The sequence below is a fragment of the Runella sp. CRIBMP genome (assembly GCF_009905605.1).
Taxonomy (GTDB): domain Bacteria; phylum Bacteroidota; class Bacteroidia; order Cytophagales; family Spirosomataceae; genus Runella.
This window is the reverse complement of sequence record NZ_JAAAKZ010000005.1, coordinates 73,350-94,009: the sequence shown is the minus strand read 5'-3', so window position 1 is coordinate 94,009 and position 20,660 is coordinate 73,350. Positions and strand designations below refer to the sequence as shown.

The window sequence follows — 20,660 nt, the reverse complement described above, 5'->3', positions numbered from 1 at the left end:
TAGGAATAGGACTTATTGTGTCGGATAATCAATTAACTAATACCATCGATGGAAAAGCTAACGCGTTTACTTTTTTGCCTCTTTTTTGCAAATTTTGCTTTTGGGCAAGCGCTCATTGTTAAGCCCGAATTTCCAACCTCGGAGGGAGAGATTACCCTAGTCTTTGATTTGACACAAGCAAAAGACAATCGAAAAGCAGGCTTACTTAACCAAGCAAGTGGGTTGTATATTTGGGCGTGGGGCGGGTCTGACCCCGCCAACAAAACAGCAGAGTTTGGGCCAGCGGGGCAAATGAGTTTTTCGCAACCCTTTGCCCCTGGATTGTTGACCCGCGTCAGTGATAATATATGGACTATCAAGTTGACTCCCAATAAATACCTCAACGTAACTGGAAGAAAAGCTTTACGTTGGATGGGGGTTTTGGTGAAAAACGCCAATGGCTCGGCTCAAACCGAAGATTTTTTGTTTGACTTTTACGCTTCCAATCAGTTGTTTGTACGATTTAATACCCCAACCGGAAAAAACTTTTTCGTCGAGGCCAACCGTTCTATCTCCATAAAAGCAAGAGCATCTATTACGGCTAAATTAACTTTGACGCTCGACGGAACTGCCGTGGCAACGGCCACCGATACAAGTATTTCGGTAACGATTCCAACTGGAACGGCCTCTAACCAACGCCGTACGGTGCGTGTCACGGCCAGCACAGCAAATCAGGAGGTTTTTGAGGAGTTTACTTTTACAGTTAGTCCATCACCTACGGTGGCTGCTTTGCCTTCGGGATTGCGAAACGGCATCAATTACACCTCGGCTACCTCGGCTACTTTAGTGCTTTTTGCTCCCGATAAAAAGTTTGTGTATGTCTTGGGCGATTTCAATAACTGGGAAAATCAGGCTGATTATTTAATGAACCGTACACCTGATGGGCAAACGTACTGGCTGGAAATCAAAAATTTAACCCCACAAAAAGAATATGCTTTTCAGTATTTGGTAGATGGGGTAATCGCCGTAGGAGACCCCTACGCTGAAAAAATACTTGACCGCAACAACGATAAATTTATCCCCGCCACTACCTACCCCAATTTGTTGCCTTTTCCTCAAAAAGCACAAGGAAATATTGTGTCGGTCTTGCAAACCAATCAAGCGCCTTATGTTTGGAAGGTCAATAACTTCAAACGCCCCGCCAACGAAGATTTAGTAATTTACGAACTACTAGTGCGTGATTTTGTGGGTAGTCGTTGGTACAAAACCGTAGCTGACTCATTGCCTTATCTGAAAAAAATGGGCATTAATGCCCTTGAGTTGATGCCTATTATGGAGTTTGCTGGTAATGATTCTTGGGGCTATAACCCCATTTTTCATGTTTCTCCAGACAAAGCCTACGGAACCCCCAACGACTTAAAGACATTAATTGATAAGTGCCACGAAAACGGCATTGCGGTCATTTTGGACATGGTTTTGAACCAAGCCGACTATGATTTTCCGTATGTAAAAATGTACTGGGACGGAACGCAGCCCGCTGCTAACAATCCCATGTTTAATCCACAGGCGACACATCCGTTCAGTGTCTTTTTTGATTTTAACCACGAGGCCGCTGCTACCAAAGACTACGTGCAGCGTGTCAATGAGTTTTGGTTGAAAGAGTACCGTTTTGACGGCTTTCGTTTCGACCTTTCCAAAGGATTTACCCAAACGAATTCAGGCACTGATGTGGCGCGTTGGGGAAGATACGATGCCAGCCGAGTGGCTATTTGGAAACGGATTTATGACCAAATTCGCAAAAATGATCCAACGGCTTATGTGATTTTGGAGCATTTTGCTGATGATCAGGAAGAAGCCGAACTCGCCAACTACGGCATGATGCTGTGGGACAATCAAAATGGGGTGTTTAGAGAAGCGGTTAAAAACGGTAAAGGTAATTTTAATCGCCTTTCGTGGAAGAACCACGCTGGTTTTCAGAAACCTGCCACAATTGGTTACATGGAAAGCCACGACGAAGAAAGGATAATATACGATGCCATTATCAACGGGAATGCTGAAGTGAAAAATATCCCGACGGCCTTGGAACGAGTGAAAGCCGCCGCCACGCTGTTTATGCTTACGCCTGGACCTAAGCTGATGTGGCAGTTTGGTGAATTGGGGTACGATGTTTCAATTGACGAAAATGGCCGTACAGGGGCAAAGCCGATTCGGTGGGAATACCTAAAAGATGCCAATCGGTTGAAACTGTACAAAGTTTTTTCAGAACTTATTCGCTTCAAAACTACGCAAGAAGTTACAAAAACGACCGATTTTACGCTCGAAACCTTCGATAATATTAAACGCCTGACCCTCCATCATTCGTCGATGAACGTACGGGTTATTGCTAATTTTGGACTAAACGACCAATTAATTTCATTGCCAGCAGGGCGTTGGTTTGATTATTTTACGGGACAAGAAATAAATGTGGACTCAACACACCCGCAATATACCTTTCAAAGTGGTCAATTTCATGTTTTAACTTCCGTAAAAATGGCGATTCCAGAGTTGAATTTAGTACCTTGGAAACTACAGATTATTACAGCGGTAGCACCTCTTGTATTTGATAATGAATTACTTGTCTTTCCTAACCCTTCGCAAAAATGGCTGCATTTAGAGTGGGAAAGCACCTACCGAGGGGAAGTGAAAATTGAGATTACCGACATGGCTGGTCGGCAGCTTCGGTATTTTGTACCTCAAAAAACGTCCAACTTTATGAAGCAGCAACTGCCCGTCAATGATTTGCCTTTGGGGAGCTATTTGATACGTATTTTGGAGGGAGAAAAAAGTCAGATGAAGCGATTTATGCGGGAATTTTAATCATTACAATTCTTCTAAATACAGCGTATTCCCCTCTACGTTTCGCTGTATTTTTTTGCCGTTGATGGTGGTCGTAAACATGACTGGCTCGAAGGCTTCGGCAAAATTGTCCTGAAACAACAGCAGACGTTTGCCCGTTTTTGGGTTTTTCCACACTTGTAGCCACGGCTGATTGTGTTTAAACGCCCGCGCAAACTCTCCCGTGTCATTTTGCCAAACCGCTTTTATGGTTTCCTGCGTTGCTCTTCGGTAGTCAAAACCGTAGCTTTCGCGGGTTTGGGTGCCATCCAGAATGTGCTGATACTTGGCAAACAACTCATGTGCCTGCACCATGGTAGCTATCCCGAGGGCGTCTTTGCCGATGTAATCTTCGTTGAGTGAGGGGCAGGTGGGTTGGTCGGGTCCTTGGTACTCATACACAAAATACCCCCCCGTCTTTTGCGATTCACACGAAAGATTTCCGTTGATTTTGGAATACCTCAACGCCTGATACGGATTGTAGGATTGGCCAAAAATCCAGTAATTGGTGTAGAAAACGCGTGGATTGCAGAGATGAATAAATACTGCATCGCGCACCAGATTCATGGGGTACATCACCCGATTGTCTAGTTGCCTGATGTAGCCTTTGGTGCCATTTCCTACCCTAAAACGCCGCGTGTAGCTGCGTCGGGCGTCGGCGGGTTTGTCTTCGTAGGGCCAAATAAAGTTGAGGAATTTTACTTTTTGGGGAACAATCAACGATTTTAGATTGAGGATGTCCAGCGTTCGCAGGTACCAGTTGACGGGCGCTTTCCAGACTTGAGGGGGTTGGTCGGTGGCATCACTCGTATTGACGGTGCTGCTGGTATAGCCAAAACCCGTCATGAGGATGGTCGGATAAGGGATTTTTATGTTTTGGATGGATTTTGCTTCTTGATGAATGGCCAAATAGTCATCAATATTTTTTTTGCCGGCGCTCCAGTTGTCGTTGGCGTAGCCGTCCAATGTGAAGCTGTTCCCCTTAAACGTAAACGACGGTGCATCCCCAATCCACGAATAAAACAACTTTCCGTGGCGTTTGTAAATTCGATCTGAAAGCTCATACATGATTTTCCCAAAGTTGGGGTCAGACATGTCCCAATACCATCCTTCTTCGGCTTTGCCAGGCTCAAAATCGACCGAAAAAGCGTCGGCAGGGGTGCTTTTAGCCAACCAATCGGCGGCTTGGTCGAGTTGTTTGGAGTCAAAACGGGTAATTCCTTGCTTATTTTGCGGCTTAATGTGCTTGATTAAGCCATCCACTTCACCCGCGTACAGGAGTTTAAATTTAGTGGGATTAACGTTCCAACTGACCTTTTGTAAGTTCTTAACGGGTTCGTCAATGGGCAATGATTCAGAACCGTATTTTTTATTAAGCAACGTGAATGCGGGGGTTTGTTTGAAAATCCGACTGTCGCCCACGGCACCATTATTGGGCCAAAGCGGCTGAGTGTAGGCGATTTTAAAGGGGTTTTTATCCAACGAATCCCGCACCCAAAAAATGGCCTCGTAGGCGGCGGCGTATTTGGCCTGCCCAGCGGCCACGTTAAACGCCGACGTGAGCCAGCTTTCTGAATTTACGTTGGCTACTTCCGTGACGTATTTGACAAGATGAATCCAGCGATTGGGTAAAAGCGGTTGCTGCGTAAGTTGACGAGCATCCACCCGGTTGACACTGCCATTGAGGGCATAATAGGTCGTGCGCCCTTGCTCTGGTTTTGAGGCATCGACCAGGTATAATTTATTGTCGGTACGGCGTTCAATCCTCAATTGGAGTTGTTGGTCTTCGTAGCGGTTGGGGTCAGGCTCAAATTCAAAATGAACAAGAGCTGCTTGGGCGCGTGGAAGGGCTTTGAGCGGAGGAACAGCTTGGAGGGTGGTGGTAGGGGTGGGTTCGCCAAAAAAATATGTTGCGATTAGGTAAATACCCGCAATGAGCCCTGCTGTTATGCCTATTTTCATGCTGTTTTTCACTTGAGAAGTTCTTTGACGTCTTGGAGGTAACGTTTAACAACTTCCAACTGTTGTATAGCCCGTTTTATTTTGATTCGCTGACTCCGGTCCGATTCCATGATTTGGCGGGCGGCCGACAATTTGTGTTTTTTGTGCTCAACGAGATAGACAATTTCGTCGAGAATTTCCAAATCTGCTGATGTGTAGATACGGTCACCACCGCGTTTTTCGGGCTTTAGCATCGGAAACACTGATTCCCAATACCGAAGTTTGGAGGCATCAAAACCGTAACGAGCGGCTACTTCATTGATGTTATAGTAGAGTTTGTGTGAATCGTCAAGCATAAGGGTGATAACGGTTTAAGGAAAGCTTAAAAATCAATTTCCCTTAGTTGAAAGCATTGCTTCTTGATTCCCAATACTTTTACTTTTCAAATTTGCCATTTTATATTTTGTGGTTTCCTAAGACTTTAATAAAATCAGTCGGTTACACTTCTTCGCTCTGCAACTGCTTTTCATACAGTTCTTTATATACCCCGTTTTGGTCCATTAAAAGTTCGTGGGTGCCTTGCTCTACGATTCGCCCTTCGTCCAATACAACGATAAAATCGGCTAGTTTCGCCGACGAAACCCGGTGCGAAATGATGACCGACGTACGGTCTTTCATGATGCGGCTCATGTTGTTCAAAATGGTGTTTTCGGTTTGAGTATCTACGGCGGAGAGGCAGTCGTCCAAAATCAATATTTTGGGGTCGCGGGCAATGGCGCGGGCGATGGAAAGACGTTGTTTTTGGCCGCCCGAAAGCGTAATGCCCCGCTCACCGACGCGGGTGTTAAATCCTTCTGGAAACTCGATAATGTTGGCGTAAAGGTCAGCGTCTTTGGTGGCTTGTTCGATTTTTTCAAATGACATTTCGGTTGAGCCAAACGACACGTTGGATTCGATGCTGTCGGAGAATAAAAATACATCTTGTGGCACGTAGCCCATTTGCCCGCGTAGCGATTGCAGTTTGAAATCTTTAACGGGGATGCCATCAATCGAAATGTCGCCTTCGGTGGGGTCATACAGGCGCATGAGCAGATTCGCGACCGTACTTTTGCCCGAACCTGTCGTGCCCAAAATGGCCACGGTTTCCCCCGATTTTACGCTTAGGTTAAAGTTTTTGAGGGCTTTGATGCCAGTATCGGGATAATCAAAACTTACATTGCGGAAATGAATATCTCCCGCAATGTCATGTTCAAGGTTTTTGGTGGAAACCAAATCCGTTTTTGTGTTCAGAAACTCGTTGATGCGTTGCTGCGACGCGGCTGCCCGCTGCGTTTGGCTGGTGGTCCAGCCGAGCGCCATGACGGGCCAAGTGAGCATACTCACGTACAAAATAAACTCCGTAATGTTGCCGGGCGTTAGTCGACCCGACATGATTTCTTGCCCACCCACGAAAACAATAAGCACGTTGCTCAGGCCGACAAGGACCATGATGAAAGGATAGAATAAAGAGTCTACAATGGTTAGTTTCAGTGACTTATTTCGGTAGTCGTTGCTTTGTTTGACGAAGTTTCGCAATTGCTCATGTTCGCGGACAAAGGCTTTGATAACCCGAATACCCGAGAACGATTCCTGTACGTAGGTCGAAACGCTGGAAAGTTGCGCCTGCAATTCTTCTGAGCGCTTCATGATGATGGTGTTGACGAAATAAATGCTAAGTGATAAAATCGGCAGTGGCAGCAATACATAAAACGTCAGTTTGGCATTGACCGAAACCATGTAGCTGATGACCAGGATAAACAGCGTGATTAAATTGATGCCGTACATGATGGACGGCCCCACATACATGCGTACTTTGCTGACATCTTCGGAGATACGTGCCATCAAATCACCCGTATTTTGGCGACGAAAAAAGCTCAATGGCAGGGTTTGGTAATGAGCATAAATCTCGTTTTTGAGGTCGTACTCAATATGTCGCGACATGACGATGAGGGTTTGGCGCACCAAAAACAAGAATATCCCTTTCAGCAAAGCCATGATAAGAATCAAAATCCCGTAGAGCAAGATACTAAACGCGAAAATGTCGTAAAGATTAGCTTGAAGCGAAGAGCCTTTAAAGAGAAAGTATACATCAAGCGTATCTTTCACTAAATCAAGCGCATAACGGACTAGCTGGGCGGGAATGATTCCAAAAAGATTGGAAATAATCGTGAAAACAGTCCCTAAAATCAGGTACCATTTGTATTTAACTAAGTATTTGTTGAGGTGAGCGAGTGCTTTCAAAATGACGCTTGTAGTTGGGTTGCGGGACTGTATTTCGTCTACTCTATCGGTTTTAACACCAAAATTTCAGAAAACGTTTGCTGAGAAGCCAAAGAAACTACCCGAAAAGGGAGCACCTGGGATTAGTTTTCCTCTTCTTCAATGATATTGAAATCCTTCCAAAAATCATCATCAAAGGTCATGCTTTGTTCCGAAAAAGAGGCATCAATTTTCAAAATTTGATTTAACGGAAATTTTTGTACGTTACGGTTGCGGATGTGAGTAGTTACAAAAGCCATTTGATTATGGAGCCCGACCCCCACATCAATGCGCTTGGGGGCGTTTTTGGGCCGCGTTCCTTTAGGCCAGACATAATATTCGTACTCAAAATCATTCACCACGCGTGCATCGTGGAGGTACCATTTGCCCTCAAAAGGAGCGTAATTGATGATGTATTTACGGTTTTTGAGGCGTATACCTGGATAGCTGAGTTCGTATTGACGCAATGCCGCATCGCTCAATTCGTATTCTGCTTTAACCACCGCGAGGCTTTCAGTTTCGATGTAAAGGGTTCCTTTGTAGGTCGCAAATCGCTGATTAGCTGAGCGTTTGGTGACGGAATTGTTTTTGAAGTTGATTTTGTACAGAAAAGTGTTGCCGATGCTTTGGGCGCCGTCGTATTCAAAAGTGTAGGAATTTAAGTCATACAGGGGAAAATCCCGCGCTCGGACCACGTCCAGAAAATAGCCAAGATACGGTCCGTTGGTAATGCTCGGAATTGGGCACGTATCATTTTGGACGGTAACAACGGCGGTCGGGAGTTCTTTCTTGCGGCCTTTAATCATCCGCGCCTGATCGGGGATATTGGTATCTACGCCAGATTTGTAGAGTTGAATAACCCCTTCCGAAAACGCAAAGTATTGATTCGCCGGTACTTGTTTGACAGATTCTCGGTAAAAGCCTTCAATAATGCTGGGGTTTTGGTCATAATTTTGGGGTATGAGTGCTACGACTTGGTAAATGATTTCGGTGGGGTTTACGGGTTTTACCACCACTTCTTTCAGCCGAATGGCGTTTACGTTTAGTTTGATTTCCAGCGGGCTTGACTGAATGGCGGCTTTGACGGGGATTTGGTACGATTCAAACCCCATGCAATTGATAACGAGCACTTCCGAAGCGTATTGTTGGCTTAGTTTTAAGCTAAATCGCCCCTGCTCATTGGCCACCGTCCCGACGCTTTTGCCCACAATGCCCACGCCCGCAAAGGGAACGGGTTGATTGTTAGAGATATCCAAAACGCGCCCTTCAATGGTGATGGTTTGGGCGTAGGAAAAAGTGCACCAACCCATAAGCACAATCAATAGCAGGGTTTTCATGTTGTGTTTTTGTTATGATTTGGCCGAGTTTTATAAAACCAACTCAAATTGTACTTCCCGGACGGGGCGGCCCCATTCGGCGTGGAAGCGCTCGCCCGTGAGTTGGAAACCAAAAGAATCGTATAAATGCAGCGCGGCTTGTAATTCATCAAAGGTTTCAAGCGTAATTTTCTGATAACCCACTTCACGACAAAAATCAATGGCGAGTTGCATCAATTGACGCCCCAACCCACGACCGCGCACCGAAGGATGCAGAATCAGCGACCGCAGATGTGCCACGCCCGGACTTTCTTCGTACACCAGAATACAGCCCACGATGTGTTCGTCGGTTTCGGCCACCCATAAACGTTCCTTTTCGGGAGTATAATGTTGGATAAAATGCGTCAAAAAAGTAGCCACTTCGATGTCGTTCAGGAGGGTCATTCCGTACTCTTTGGCATAAATGATACCCACTAAATAGGTAATGTACCCAAGGTCTCCGGGGCGAATATCGGTACGAATAGTAATGGCAGACATAGCGTGATGGATTCGCAGAATCAGGAATTGAATTGAAGGGGCAAATTAGGGCGGATTTGGTTGAACACAAAATTCAAGACTTACTTTCTGCGGTTTCGTTTTGAATCTGACTAACTTTAGGACTTTAACTCCGGAAGATTTCTTTATGTTCAAAATTGTTAGTTCGTCGGCAGGGTCGGGAAAAACCTATACGCTTACCAAAGAATACCTCAAACTCGCCTTGCAAAGCGACAACGCCTATTATTTCAAGCATATTCTGGCCATTACGTTTACCAAGGCCGCCACGCGTGAGATGAAAGACCGCATCATGGTCAAGTTGGAGGCATTTGCCAACGGCCACGAAGACCCGATGCTGCACGACATCATTCAGGAGTTATACCCCGAATCCCTCGCCGACCGCGAAGGTGCGTACAAGCTCCGCGAACGCGACATTCGTAACCGGGCCAACCGCGTTTTTAAACAAATTTTGCACGATTATAGTGACTTTGCCATTCTGACCATCGACAGTTTTGTGCAAAGGGTGGTGAGCGCGTTTACCGATGAACTGGGGATTCCGTTTTCGTTTGAGGTGGAGATGGAGGCGGGGGAGTTGTTGCTGATGGCCGTAGAACGAATGCTCGAAAAAACGGGCGACGACGCATATACCGAGTTGACAGATATTCTTGAATCTTTTTATTTGGAAGCGGGGCAGGAAGGAAAAAATTACCACAGCCTGCCCGAAGCTATGGCGGGTTTTGCCAACGATTTGCTCAATGAGCAACGCTACGCCGCCATCATGAAAAATGCGCATCTGTCGGCCAAAGATTTTAAAAAAATTCGGCGGCAACTGGTGAGTGCGCTGCGCAAGTGGGAGAATCAACTGGTGCAATGGGCCGAAAAAGGGCATCAACTGATACTGGAAAGTGGCTTGGACGAGAAAGATTTTTCGTACGGAACGGTGTTTCGGTATTTCAAAAAACGCACCGATACTTCCGATGCGATGACCGAGCCAGGAGCGCGCGAAAAAGACGCATTCGAAAACGACAAAGGCTGGCTCACCAAAACCGCCCGCCCGTTTGTGGTCGAAGCGGTAGCGCAGATAAAACCGCAATTGGTGGATTTTTACGAACGAATTGAAGAAAATCGTTTGGCGGTGAGTGGGAATTATTTTTTGTACCAACAGCTCATTCCGCACCTGTATCACCTGTCGTTGTTGAATGAAATTAAGGAGGAATTTGACCGTCAGTTGCGGGAAAATAACCGCGTACATATCTCAGAGTTTAACCAAAAAATCCTGCAAATCGTGACCGAAGACCCCGTACCGTTTATTTATGAGCGGATGGGGGAGAAGTTTAACCATATTCTGATTGACGAATTTCAGGATACGTCCAAATTGCAATTTGCCAATGTGTTGCCGCTGATTGACAACAGCCTCGGCTACGACCACTTCAATCTCGCGGTGGGAGATTCTAAGCAGGCCATTTACCGTTTTCGGGGCGGCGACATGGACCAAATCATCGCGCTTCATTCCCAGAATTTGGACCGATTGGCGCAATCTCTGGGCGACAGCGAGTTGACGGTGGAGCGCCTAGAAAGCATTCAGTGGCATTTGACGGGCGATGTGCTACGGGTCAATCGTCGGAGCGCCAAAGAAATCATTGAGTTTAATAACGCGTTTTTTGGCAGAATTGAAGAACTTTATCGCGACCAATTTCCGCTTTCGCACGATGTGTTTGAGCAGGTGGCGCAGGAGTTGCCACCCAATCCCAAAACGGGCGGTGAAGTGCAGATTGAGTTTATTCCCGCCCTGAATAACGACACCAACGACGACGACGATACGCCCGCCATGATTAACCGCACGCTGGCTCTGATTCAGCAAGCAACCGAAATCGACGGGTTTAGCGTGGGCGATATTTCGGTGTTGTGTCGGTACAAGAAAGATGCAAAAAAAATAGCTAACCACCTGAAAGAGAATGGGTACAACATCATTTCAGACGATTCACTTTCGCTGCGTTTTTCGGGGGCCGTCAATTTGGTGACTGCCTTTATGCGCGTGCTCGTTAAGCCCGACAGCCGATTGGATAAGTACGAAGCGCTCTATTTATTTTTCCGAATGATTGTCAAACGCATTCCCGACAACAAAGACAATCAACGCCTAAAAACGGTGGTGGAATCGCACGATGTGCGGGAGTTTTACGTGTATATCAATGAATGTTTGCGCCAAGTCAAGGCCGAAGCTGGCGAGCTGAAAGAGGGCTATGTCGTTGATGCGTTTTTGAATCCGTACCGATTGCTCCAAATCAGTGCGTATGAGCTGGCCGAAAAATTGGTGCAGACGTTCGGGCTGTTTGAAATCGTAGATGAGCGTGATTATCTGTTTCGTTTTCTGGATGTGGTCTTGGAATTCAATACCAAACGCGGCAGTCATTTGGCCGATTTTCTGGATTATTGGGAAACCCAAAAAGAGAAGATTTCCATTTCGGCACCGTCAGACCCCAACGCGATTACGGTGCAGACCATCCACCGTTCCAAAGGCTTGGAGTACCCCGTGGTGATTATTCCGTACGCCGATTGGGATTTTGTGCCCAATGCCAAACGCGATTCGATGTGGGTAAATCTTGATAAGTCAGAGGAGTTGGGCATTGGCGGTTTTGGTACAAAAGACGCTGAAAGTGGTGAAATGATTGAACACACGGAGACCAAGTGGCTCCAAACGGGTTCGGTTCAAGTAAAAGAGACATTGTTGCAGACTACCGAGTCGGTAGCATTACAGTATAAAGAGGAGCGTGAGCGCGTATTTGTTGAAAACCTAAACTTGTTGTACGTGGCGTTTACGCGTCCGACCAAAAAACTGTACGTGTTGGCCAAAGAAGAAAATTTTGCCAAAATCAAATCTCCCAGAAAAGTAAGTTATTGGCTGTATCAGTATTTGGAAAGCACACCAGAACCCGCAATCGGGAGCCTTGAAACACTGGCGCAACTCGCTCCGCGAACTCCTCACGCCACCCTTCAGGCACCCACTTTTTATGTCCCGCAGATTATCTCTACGGACCGCAGCCGCGAGTTGCGCCTGCGGCGCTTGGCCAATCGTATCTTTGACGTAGAAACATTTGAGAAAAAACGCGACCACGGCAACAAAGTCCACCGTGCCCTTTCGATGGTACGTACGCCCGAGGACGTTCCCTCGGCTTTGGTTCGATTGCAAACGGAAGGCATAATTGATAATATCGAAGCCGAAGATATTCGTAAGAGCCTCGATAAAATTCTTCAACACCCTGATTTGCAAGGGCTATTTGAAATGGAGTCTAACGTCATCAATGAGCGCGAAATTTTAACCCCCGATGGAAATATTCACCGCCCCGACCGGGTAGTACACTTGAATGACCGAGTCGTAATCGTCGATTACAAAACGGGTATTCCGCTCGAAAGTCATACCATACAGATTAAACGTTACGCCAAACTTTTCTATGAAATGGGCTACCCAAGGGTCGAATCGTTGCTGGTGTATATTGAGCGAAATGAAGTAATCAGGGTTTGAATATTATATTTCGTATTTTTTTTGAAATGTGGTGACTTTTTTGGTGGTTTTTGCGTATATCATGTATAATATACACAAGCCCCAACCCTCCACCACATTATGGACCCTTTTTTTTACTTTGATGAAGATGAGTTTGAAACCCCCGAGCCAGTATTGCTCGTTGCGGAAAGCGAGGTTATTTCACCAACCTATACACAGGATAGCGTGAATATGTCTGCTCAAAATAAGGTGAGTTGCGATAAATAAATTCGAGTTGCGCCGCACCGCTTTTGGCAAAGGCTTCATCTGTTTTTTTTCTTTCTTCTAATTTTTGTTTCAGGGTCGCATCTTTGCGCAGCATTTCAGCCGCAATGTCTTCAAAAACATAGGCTGAAAAATGCTCTTTTTGTCCTAAGATACTATCAAAAAAGTTCCACGCAAAAAATGAATCAGGGCCTTGAGGTTCAAGGGTTTCGATGAGGTAGCGGTTGGATTTTTGGTTGGTTTCAATAAGATAATCCCCTTTGTAAAATTGTATTTTCTGCGTCTCTTTTCTGACCGTTACGCCCGTATGGTTATAATGGCCTTCGTAAGGCTTTTGGGGAATTTTGTAATCTTCAATATAGTATACTTCCACTTCCATTTGGGTATCTTTTTCTAAAGATTTTAGCGCTACCCCATTGATTTTGAGGAGTTCTGCCACCCGCGCCCAACTTTGCGGCAACACGTAGGCGTTTGGTTTCTGAACCGTCAAATCGGCTACGTAGTGGTCAAAAAAGGGAATACGTTTGGTAAACGGCTCGCTGCGCTCATAATACAAACGATTTAGTCCGCTCACTTCGCTGGGTTTGTACTTGGCCGCAAAGCCTTTGAAAGTAATCGAATCGGCTACGCTGCGGTCCAATTTCCAGCTTAATGGAAACGACTTTTGGGCCGCTACGGCTTCGTCGGCTTTTTGTTTGTTGGCAATCAACGTCGTGGCATGTTTGGTACTTAGGTTGAGGGTCGTTTCCATAAATACGTAAGTGCCTTTGACCCGCGTAGGATAATCCTTGAGCATGTGTAATTCAACCACGAAGGTTTCACAGTTGAACAGCGACGCGTAGCCCGAACTATACCTAGGGGCATCGTTGAAGCCCGAATAACCCGTTTCGGGGGTGCTGCCAAAGGCGTTTACGTAAGGCACAGGGTCAAAACCCGATTTTGATAATTGAGCGTCCAAAGCGGGCTTAAACTCTTTGGTGAAAAAGGCCGAAACAAGCGGATTAAACTTGTCTTTTTGCGTCGGAAAATACGTAACAGCGTGCTGATAATCAGCGCCATTGGAAGTGTGATTGTCTACGATGATGTGGGGCTTCCACGCCTGAAACATCTTTTGCCACGACTCCGAATTTTTAGAATCCGTTTTGATAAAATCGCGGTTTAAGTCATAATTCCGTGAATTGGCCCGAAATCCATAACTGTTGGGGCCGTTCTGATTAGGGCGCGACACGCCGCGGTTAAGGATACCATCTATGTTGTAGACTGGCACGATGCACAGCAACACATTGGGGGGCAGCATTTTCTTTTCCAACAGTTCTCGCGCCCACATCATGCTGGCGTCAATGCCCTCGGGTTCGCCGGGGTGGATGCCATTATTGATCAAAAGCGTTACTTTATCAGCCTGAGGTTTGAAGACTTTGTTGGCCGATAACACAAACAAATGTAGCGGTTTGCCAATGTCGCTCGTGCCTACTTCGAGTAGCGTGGCTTGGTCATATTTTTGGTCTAAATCTTGGTAAAAGCGGATAACTTCGTCGTACGTGGCGGTTTCTTGCCCTTTGCTTTTTTCGTAGGAAGTGAGTTGAGCAAAGAGTGCATTGGACAACAAAAGCAGTAAAAATAACTTTTTCATAAGGTGGGAAGTAGATGAAGTGTTTGGTTTATGGTGCAAGTTTAAGGTGCAAGTATCGGTAAAAAATAGACGAAACATCAACCCTTAGCGCCCACAAATTTCTTTATAATCACAATATTGACAGGCTTGCATATGGTCGGTTTTACGGAAAGGCTCGTCGGTATTGAGGAGTTTTTCGGTGATAAAGGCCCTGAGATACTCCTCCGAATGCGACACGTAACTTTCGGGGTCGTTGGCTTGGTCAAATTGTAAGGGGTTTTCGATGAAACCCCGTTTAATATTTCGCAATGAATAAAATCCAGACGTTACCTCGTAGTTGTCCAAGTGAAAATCCTGACCGCGTAGGTTGAGGCCTTGGTCGCGTAGCATCTGTTTGTAAATCAGGTACTGATAAATCCATAATTGCCTGATTTTTTCGTAGTTGCCGTTGCTGCCAGAGGTCATAATGTCGGCCAGTTTATCGGGCGTGACTTTGGGGAGTTGTTCGATTTTTCCTGTTTTATAATCGGCCACGCGAATGATGTTATCCACCAACTCAATGCGGTCAATTTTTCCCGCCACTTTAAACAAAATCGTCTTGTCACCCCATTGCAGTGGCAACGTCGCCGATAGTTTTCGCTCGGTAGCCAGCACCACCAGCGAATCGTTGCGCGTGCGCTGTTCCCGCAAGAAGTCCACCACGGTTTGTTCGGCCACTTGGTACAACAGTCGATTGATGCCCGATTCGGCATCGTAACCCCCAAATTGTTTATCAAATTCTTCTCGTAAAATCGCTTTTACCTCTTCGTCGGTGATGGGTTTGTTTTCCATCAGGTATTCTAAGTCGATGCGTTCTAGCACTTTGTGAATCCAAGAACCAAAGTCGGCCGAACCAATACGTTCTTCCACTTCTTCGTCTTCCGACACGCCCGCAATGCGGTTAAAATAATACTGGAGCGAGCATTTTAGGTACTGGTTTAAATGAGTAGCATACAACCCGTCTTTTTCGAGAGAAGCAATAAGAAAGGCAATCGTTTCGGGCGTTTTGGGCACGGTCCAATCAATTGTGGCAGCCTTTTGCCGCGCTATTTGTACTTTTTGTTCCTCTTCGGCTCCCTGTTTGTCGGCCTCCTTAAACATCACCATCATCTCCTGATACCGAACAGTGCTTTTGTCTTTTGTCATGGGCACCAACTCATGTTCTAGCTGACGAATAAAACGGCTTTTTTCGCCGCCGTTGTAGGTACTCGGGTCGGTGACGTACACGAGATGAACGTCTTTGGCGCGTTGGAGCAAGCGATAGAAATGGTAAGACATCACCGCGTCTTGGTCGCGGTAAATAGGCAAGCCCGCCTCTTGGGCAATGTCCCACGGAATCAGCGAGTTTTGACGTTTTGAAGCAGGAAAAACCCCTTCATTCATCGAAAGAATAATAATGCGTTCAAAATCGAGGGCCTGTGTTTCGAGCATCCCCATAATTTGCAGCGGGCTGACGGGCTCACCACTGAAAGGAATCCGGGTTTGGCGGATGAGTTCGTACATAAATGCCTTGAAGGTCCGTAAATTTAGCTTCTCGGCGTGGCTGGAGTTGAGGGTGGTTTCGAGTTGTTTTAGTAGGGTATAAAATAAATACAGGTACTCCGTCTCGATGGCGTTTTGGGTGTCTTTGTATACTTCGCGCAGCAAGTCGATGATGACGTACAGCGCTTTGATGACCGTGTGTGGGTTGTCGTCCCAGCGGCCAAACAGCGCCACAAAAAGCGGGTGATTTTCGCCCCATTCTAGCAATTGTTTGGGGTCGAGGTACACAAAATTGCGCCGTTGTATCTCGCCAATGGTGGTCTGAATGATGCTCGGCGCGGTCGAATCGCGTTGTTGCAACGCCAGAAATTCGTATCTCCTGATAAACGGGTGATTGAGTACTTTCTGAACAGTTCGGTGGTTGTATTTAGGGATTTTAACCGCGCGGCCGTCTTTAGCCCGGAATTCTGCCACCGTAAACTGCAATTCAAACAGCGAGTCTACAAGCGTGAACAACAGCGAGTTTCTCAGCGTGAGTCCCATCGTTACGTTGAGGTCACTGATGGTTTCGTCCAAACCGTTCAAGACAGGAACCAGCAGGTTTTCGTCGGCGAGCACCATCGCCACGGGGCGGTTTTCGGTGCCGCCTTGCTCAGCTGCACACCATTGTTGGTAAAGTTCGCCCGCTACTTTGGCCTGCATCGAGGCATTCGGAACGGCATAAACCGTAATGTCTTTGGGCGTTTGTAGAATGTGGTTTTCGGTCCATTTCCATTCGCCCGCCCACGCAGCATCTCGGTAGCCGCGCAGGGCTTTTCCACCTTCGATGTAGGGATTTTCGCGCATATAGTAGTGGTCAGTATCCCACAGAATTTCAGCGCGTTGGGCTTTGATAAGGGTCCGAATGATTTTTTCTTGCGCGGCACTCAAAGCGCTTAATCCGACAAAATAAAAGTCGGGCGAGGAGTCCTCAACGGTTTCTTCGGAGTTTGGTTGATTGGTCTCTTCTTTGTCGTTCAGCAAAAGTTCAAATGTATTTTCGGCCAACGTGCGGTAGGCCAAACCGCGATAAACGCGCTTTTTGGACTGAAGATGTTGTCGGAAACGTTGGTATACTTCTCGTAAATTGGAGAACAATTCAAAGTAGGCCTTTATGCGCTCTGAGTCGGTCGAAATTTTGTTTTTTGGCCAGTCAATCTCCCAACGCTCAATGGCTTTGGCCTCGGTGATGTAGTCGAATAAGTAATCGGAATCAACAAGGTATTGGTCAATCAAGTCAAAATCGCGCAGCAGCATACTACCCCATTGCAAGTAGCGCTCAAAGGTGATGTTTTTATCAACTTCTTTGAAAATGTCAAATAATTCGAACAATAAACTGACGTTGTCAGCAATTTCCACGCCGCACTTCTTGGTCACAAAATCGTCGATAGCCAACACTTCTGGGGCCAAAAATGGACGGTCAGAACACTGAGCCAGTGCTCGTTTAAAAAAATAAGCGGCCCGTCGGGTGGGCACAATTATTAATAAATTCTCAATTCGCTTTGTATGTCTTTTGGTTTCAAAAATATACTTGGCAGATTTTTCAAGAAAAGACTCAATCATTTGTATAATAGGCTATTTAGCGTCGTTTATGGGCATTGTACCCATAAAAAAGATCCTTTGTGGATATTACAAAAAGTATGCTGTTGAATGACATTTATCTTTTTTTATTTTTTTGACTTGTGTGTTTGCTCCCTATTTTCGCGATAACAATTTTCAAAGTTAGTTGTTTTACTGCTTGTGAGCAGTATCACCATTTTTATTTTAACCTAAAAACCAAACTAAATCTTATGCGGAAATTTTTACTGGCAGGCGTCTGCCTGTTGATGTCTATTTGTGTTCAGCTTCGGGCACAAGAGCGCACGGTTACTGGGACCGTTACCAGCAGCGACGACGGGTCGCCTCTTCCTGGGGTAAGCGTATTAGTGAAAGGGACTACTAAAGGAACCAACACAGATTCGGAAGGGAAATATCGAATTAGTTTACCTGCAGGTGCGCAATTGGTATTCAGTTATGTGGGATTCATGAAGAGTACTGTGGATATTGGTGCCAAAAGCGTGGTGGATGTGGCGTTGTCGCCCGACGACAACAACCTGAATGAAGTTGTGGTAACGGCTTACGGGGGTTCAACAGCAAAGAAGAACCTCACAAGTGCGGTAGCTCAGGTAAGCGGAAAAACCATCGAAAACCTGCCTTTGCAGTCAGTCGACCGTGCTTTGCAGGGTCGTGCTGCGGGGGTACAAGTAACTGCTTTGAGCGGTCAACCAGGTGGTGGAATCAACGTTCGGGTGCGCGGGGTAGGTTCTATCAACGCAGGAAACGAGCCTCTTTACATCATTGATGGGGTGCAGGTAGCCAGCGGTGGTCTTTCTTCCACGGCAAGTTCAAACGTGTTGGCCTCACTCAACCCTAACGATATCGAGTCGATTCAGGTGTTGAAAGACGCGGCAGGCTCGGCCATTTACGGTGCTCAGGGAGCAAATGGTGTGGTGTTGATTTCTACCAAACGCGGAAAAGCCGGAAAGACCAAGTTTACGGTTTCGTATCAGGAAGGCTCTACTCAGTTGCTTAAAAAACTGGATGTGCTTACGGCCTCTCAATTTGCTACGCTCAAAATCGAAGGCTTTGTCAATCGTGCTTTAGCCACTAACCAATCGGTAGAAACTGCCCGGGCCAATGCCATTGCCCAATACGGAGACCCTGCTACGGTTCAGAATACCGATTGGCAAGATTATGTATTCCGTACTGGTCGCCTTCGTTCTATCAATGCTTCAGCGGCGGGCGGTGACGGAAAAACAAATTTCCGTCTATCTACTGCTTATGACTACAATGCGGGCCAAGTAATCAAGTCTGACTTTGGTCGCGGAACGGTTCGTTTGAACGTAGACCATCAGGCAACCAAAAAATTGAAATTTGAAACATCCATTGGTTTGGCGGCTACCAAGCAAAACGGAGCCATCGCCGACGGTGCATTTATCAACAGTCCGTTTTTTGCGGCTGCTTTGATTTTGCCAGGCCAGCCTGTTTACAAAGAAGATGGCTCTTACAATGCGCCATTGACGGGAGCGTTTAGCTATAACCCCGTACAAAGCGTTGAGTATGAAACACGTCTTAATACAACGGTACAAACGGTCAGTAACTTTGCCCTCAATTATGAAATTCTTCCGGGCTTAAAGTTCCGTTCTTTCTACGGAATCGACTATGCCAACAACCGTGACGATGCCTACCGCGATCCAATTGTACCCCAATTTGCTTCAACAGGTGGTAGCTCAACGGTTAATAGCCGCTATACCCTCAACTGGAACACGGCGCAAACATTGAGCTGGAACAAATTATTTGCCAATGACCACGACGTCACCCTTTTGGGAGGAGGAGAGTATCGTGAAGAAGTACGCGAAACCGTAACCGCAACTGGTCAGGGATTCCCTAACGGGCTTTTCCGGACATTGGCTGCGGCAGCGCGTCCGATTACAACTACTGGTACGTATACCACTTGGCGTATTGCCAGTTTGTTTGGTTCGGCAAACTACTCTTTTAAAGAAAAATACTTAGCCACGGCAACGTTACGTTACGACGGTTCATCTCGTTTTGGAGCCAATACCCGCTATGGACTTTTCCCAGCGGCATCGGTGGGGTATCGTTTGTCGGAAGAAAGTTTTATGAAGGGTCTTGGCTGGTTGTCTGAATTGAAAATCTTTGCTGGTTATGGTAAAGCAGGTAACAATAACATCGACAACTTTGCTTCACGTGCCTTGTTTGGATTGGGAGGGCAATACATCGACCTTCCGGGGGTACGTCCTTCACAATTGGGTAACGCAAATCTCTCTTGGGAAGTAGCCACTACCATCAACGCAGGGGTTAACTACTCACTCTTCAATGGTCGTATATACGGAGAAGTTCAGGCCTATCGTAAAGTTAATGACCGACTTTTGCTTTCTCGTCCATTGCCTGATGATAGCGGTTTCGGGTCTATTTTTGAAAACCTCGGAAAAGTAGAAAACAAAGGATTAGAGATTGAATTCAACCATATCAACGTCAATCGCGGTGGATTTAAGTGGGAAACCAACTGGAACGTGTCGTTTCAGCGTAACAAAATCCTTCAATTATTGCCCGGACAAGACCGCATCGGAACGGGTTTGCGGGTAGGAGAGCCGATTGCCATTCACTGGTACCCAACTTATGCAGGAGCCAATCCCGCCGACGGTCGCTCGATGTGGCTCGATACACTTGGCAACATCACATACACCGTTCAAGCGCGTGATTCACGGGTTCAGGGAACTCCACTGCCCAAAGGATTTGGTGGTGTGACCAACCGCTTGTCGTACAAAGGACTTTCATTGGAGTTCTTTTTACAGGGACAATGGGGTAATAAATTGCTGAATAACAACGGTTTCTTTATGGAAAGTTCAGCATCGGCTGGTTGGAACAACTTGCAAAGCCAGCTTGATCGTTGGACAACCCCAGGGCAAATTACCCGCGTACCGAGGGCCTACGAAGGGGGCACCGAACCGGGTAGCAGTTCTCTCCAAACATTTTCGACGAAACAACTTGAAAACGGGGGCTACGTCCGCCTAAAACAAGTGACCCTCAGCTATGATTTGCCTTCGCGGTTGGTTAAAAAGGCTGGCATGAGCCGGGTGAATGTGTTTGCGCAAGCTATCAACCTATTGACATGGACGGCTTATACAGGCTTCGACCCTGAGGTACTGTCGATTGAACTAGGTACATACCCGCAAAGCAAGCAAATCACGGGCGGTATTCAAATCGAATTTTAACACCAAATCAT

The 20,660-nt window shown here is 46.4% G+C and carries 10 protein-coding genes; 3 read left to right on the top strand and 7 right to left on the bottom strand.

Annotated features, from left to right (window positions below; all coding sequences use genetic code 11):
- Positions 1–48 precede the first annotated feature (48 nt).
- A complete protein-coding gene (locus tag GVN20_RS15355) occupies positions 49–2,835 on the top strand; it encodes an alpha-amylase family glycosyl hydrolase (protein WP_166559192.1) in 2,787 nt (928 codons plus the stop codon).
- A 3-nt stretch (positions 2,836–2,838) separates the two neighbouring features.
- On the opposite strand, the gene GVN20_RS15350 is transcribed toward GVN20_RS15355, so the two are convergent.
- The 5 genes from GVN20_RS15350 to GVN20_RS15330 all read right to left on the bottom strand — a co-directional run bounded on the left by GVN20_RS15350 (position 2,839) and on the right by GVN20_RS15330 (position 8,945).
- Positions 2,839–4,815, bottom strand: a complete 1,977-nt coding sequence (locus GVN20_RS15350) for a hypothetical protein (RefSeq protein WP_166559191.1) — start codon at positions 4,813–4,815, stop codon at positions 2,839–2,841.
- A gap of 8 nt (positions 4,816–4,823) precedes the next feature.
- Positions 4,824–5,150: a MerR family transcriptional regulator gene (locus GVN20_RS15345; RefSeq protein ID WP_166559190.1), complete on the bottom strand. Its 327-nt coding sequence runs from the start codon at positions 5,148–5,150 to the stop codon at positions 4,824–4,826.
- A 142-nt stretch (positions 5,151–5,292) separates the two neighbouring features.
- A complete protein-coding gene (locus GVN20_RS15340; RefSeq protein ID WP_166559189.1) occupies positions 5,293–7,074 on the bottom strand; it encodes an ABC transporter ATP-binding protein in 1,782 nt (593 codons plus the stop codon).
- Between the two features lie 122 nt (positions 7,075–7,196).
- Positions 7,197–8,429, bottom strand: coding sequence for a carboxypeptidase-like regulatory domain-containing protein (locus tag GVN20_RS15335; protein WP_166559188.1), 1,233 nt, complete (start codon positions 8,427–8,429; stop codon positions 7,197–7,199).
- 30 nt (positions 8,430–8,459) lie between these two features.
- The gene (locus GVN20_RS15330; protein WP_166559187.1) at positions 8,460–8,945 is read right to left on the bottom strand and encodes a GNAT family N-acetyltransferase; all 486 of its coding nucleotides are present in this window, start codon (positions 8,943–8,945) and stop codon (positions 8,460–8,462) included.
- Between the two features lie 145 nt (positions 8,946–9,090).
- Here GVN20_RS15330 and GVN20_RS15325 point away from each other — a divergent pair, with 145 nt between their 5' ends.
- On the top strand, positions 9,091–12,462 hold the full coding sequence (locus GVN20_RS15325) for an exodeoxyribonuclease V subunit beta (protein ID WP_166559186.1): 3,372 nt from the start codon (positions 9,091–9,093) through the stop codon (positions 12,460–12,462).
- Positions 12,463–12,637: 175 nt separating this feature from the next.
- Here the strand turns inward: GVN20_RS15325 and GVN20_RS15320 are convergent, their stop codons facing one another.
- Both GVN20_RS15320 and GVN20_RS15315 read right to left on the bottom strand, forming a co-directional pair.
- On the bottom strand, positions 12,638–14,335 hold the full coding sequence (locus GVN20_RS15320; RefSeq protein WP_166559185.1) for a M14 family metallopeptidase: 1,698 nt from the start codon (positions 14,333–14,335) through the stop codon (positions 12,638–12,640).
- An 84-nt stretch (positions 14,336–14,419) separates the two neighbouring features.
- The gene (locus GVN20_RS15315) at positions 14,420–17,437 is read right to left on the bottom strand and encodes a PD-(D/E)XK nuclease family protein (RefSeq protein ID WP_166559184.1); all 3,018 of its coding nucleotides are present in this window, start codon (positions 17,435–17,437) and stop codon (positions 14,420–14,422) included.
- Between the two features lie 227 nt (positions 17,438–17,664).
- Between GVN20_RS15315 and GVN20_RS15310 the strand changes: the two genes are divergently transcribed.
- Positions 17,665–20,649, top strand: a complete 2,985-nt coding sequence (locus tag GVN20_RS15310; RefSeq protein WP_166559183.1) for a TonB-dependent receptor — start codon at positions 17,665–17,667, stop codon at positions 20,647–20,649.
- Positions 20,650–20,660: the final 11 nt, after the last annotated feature.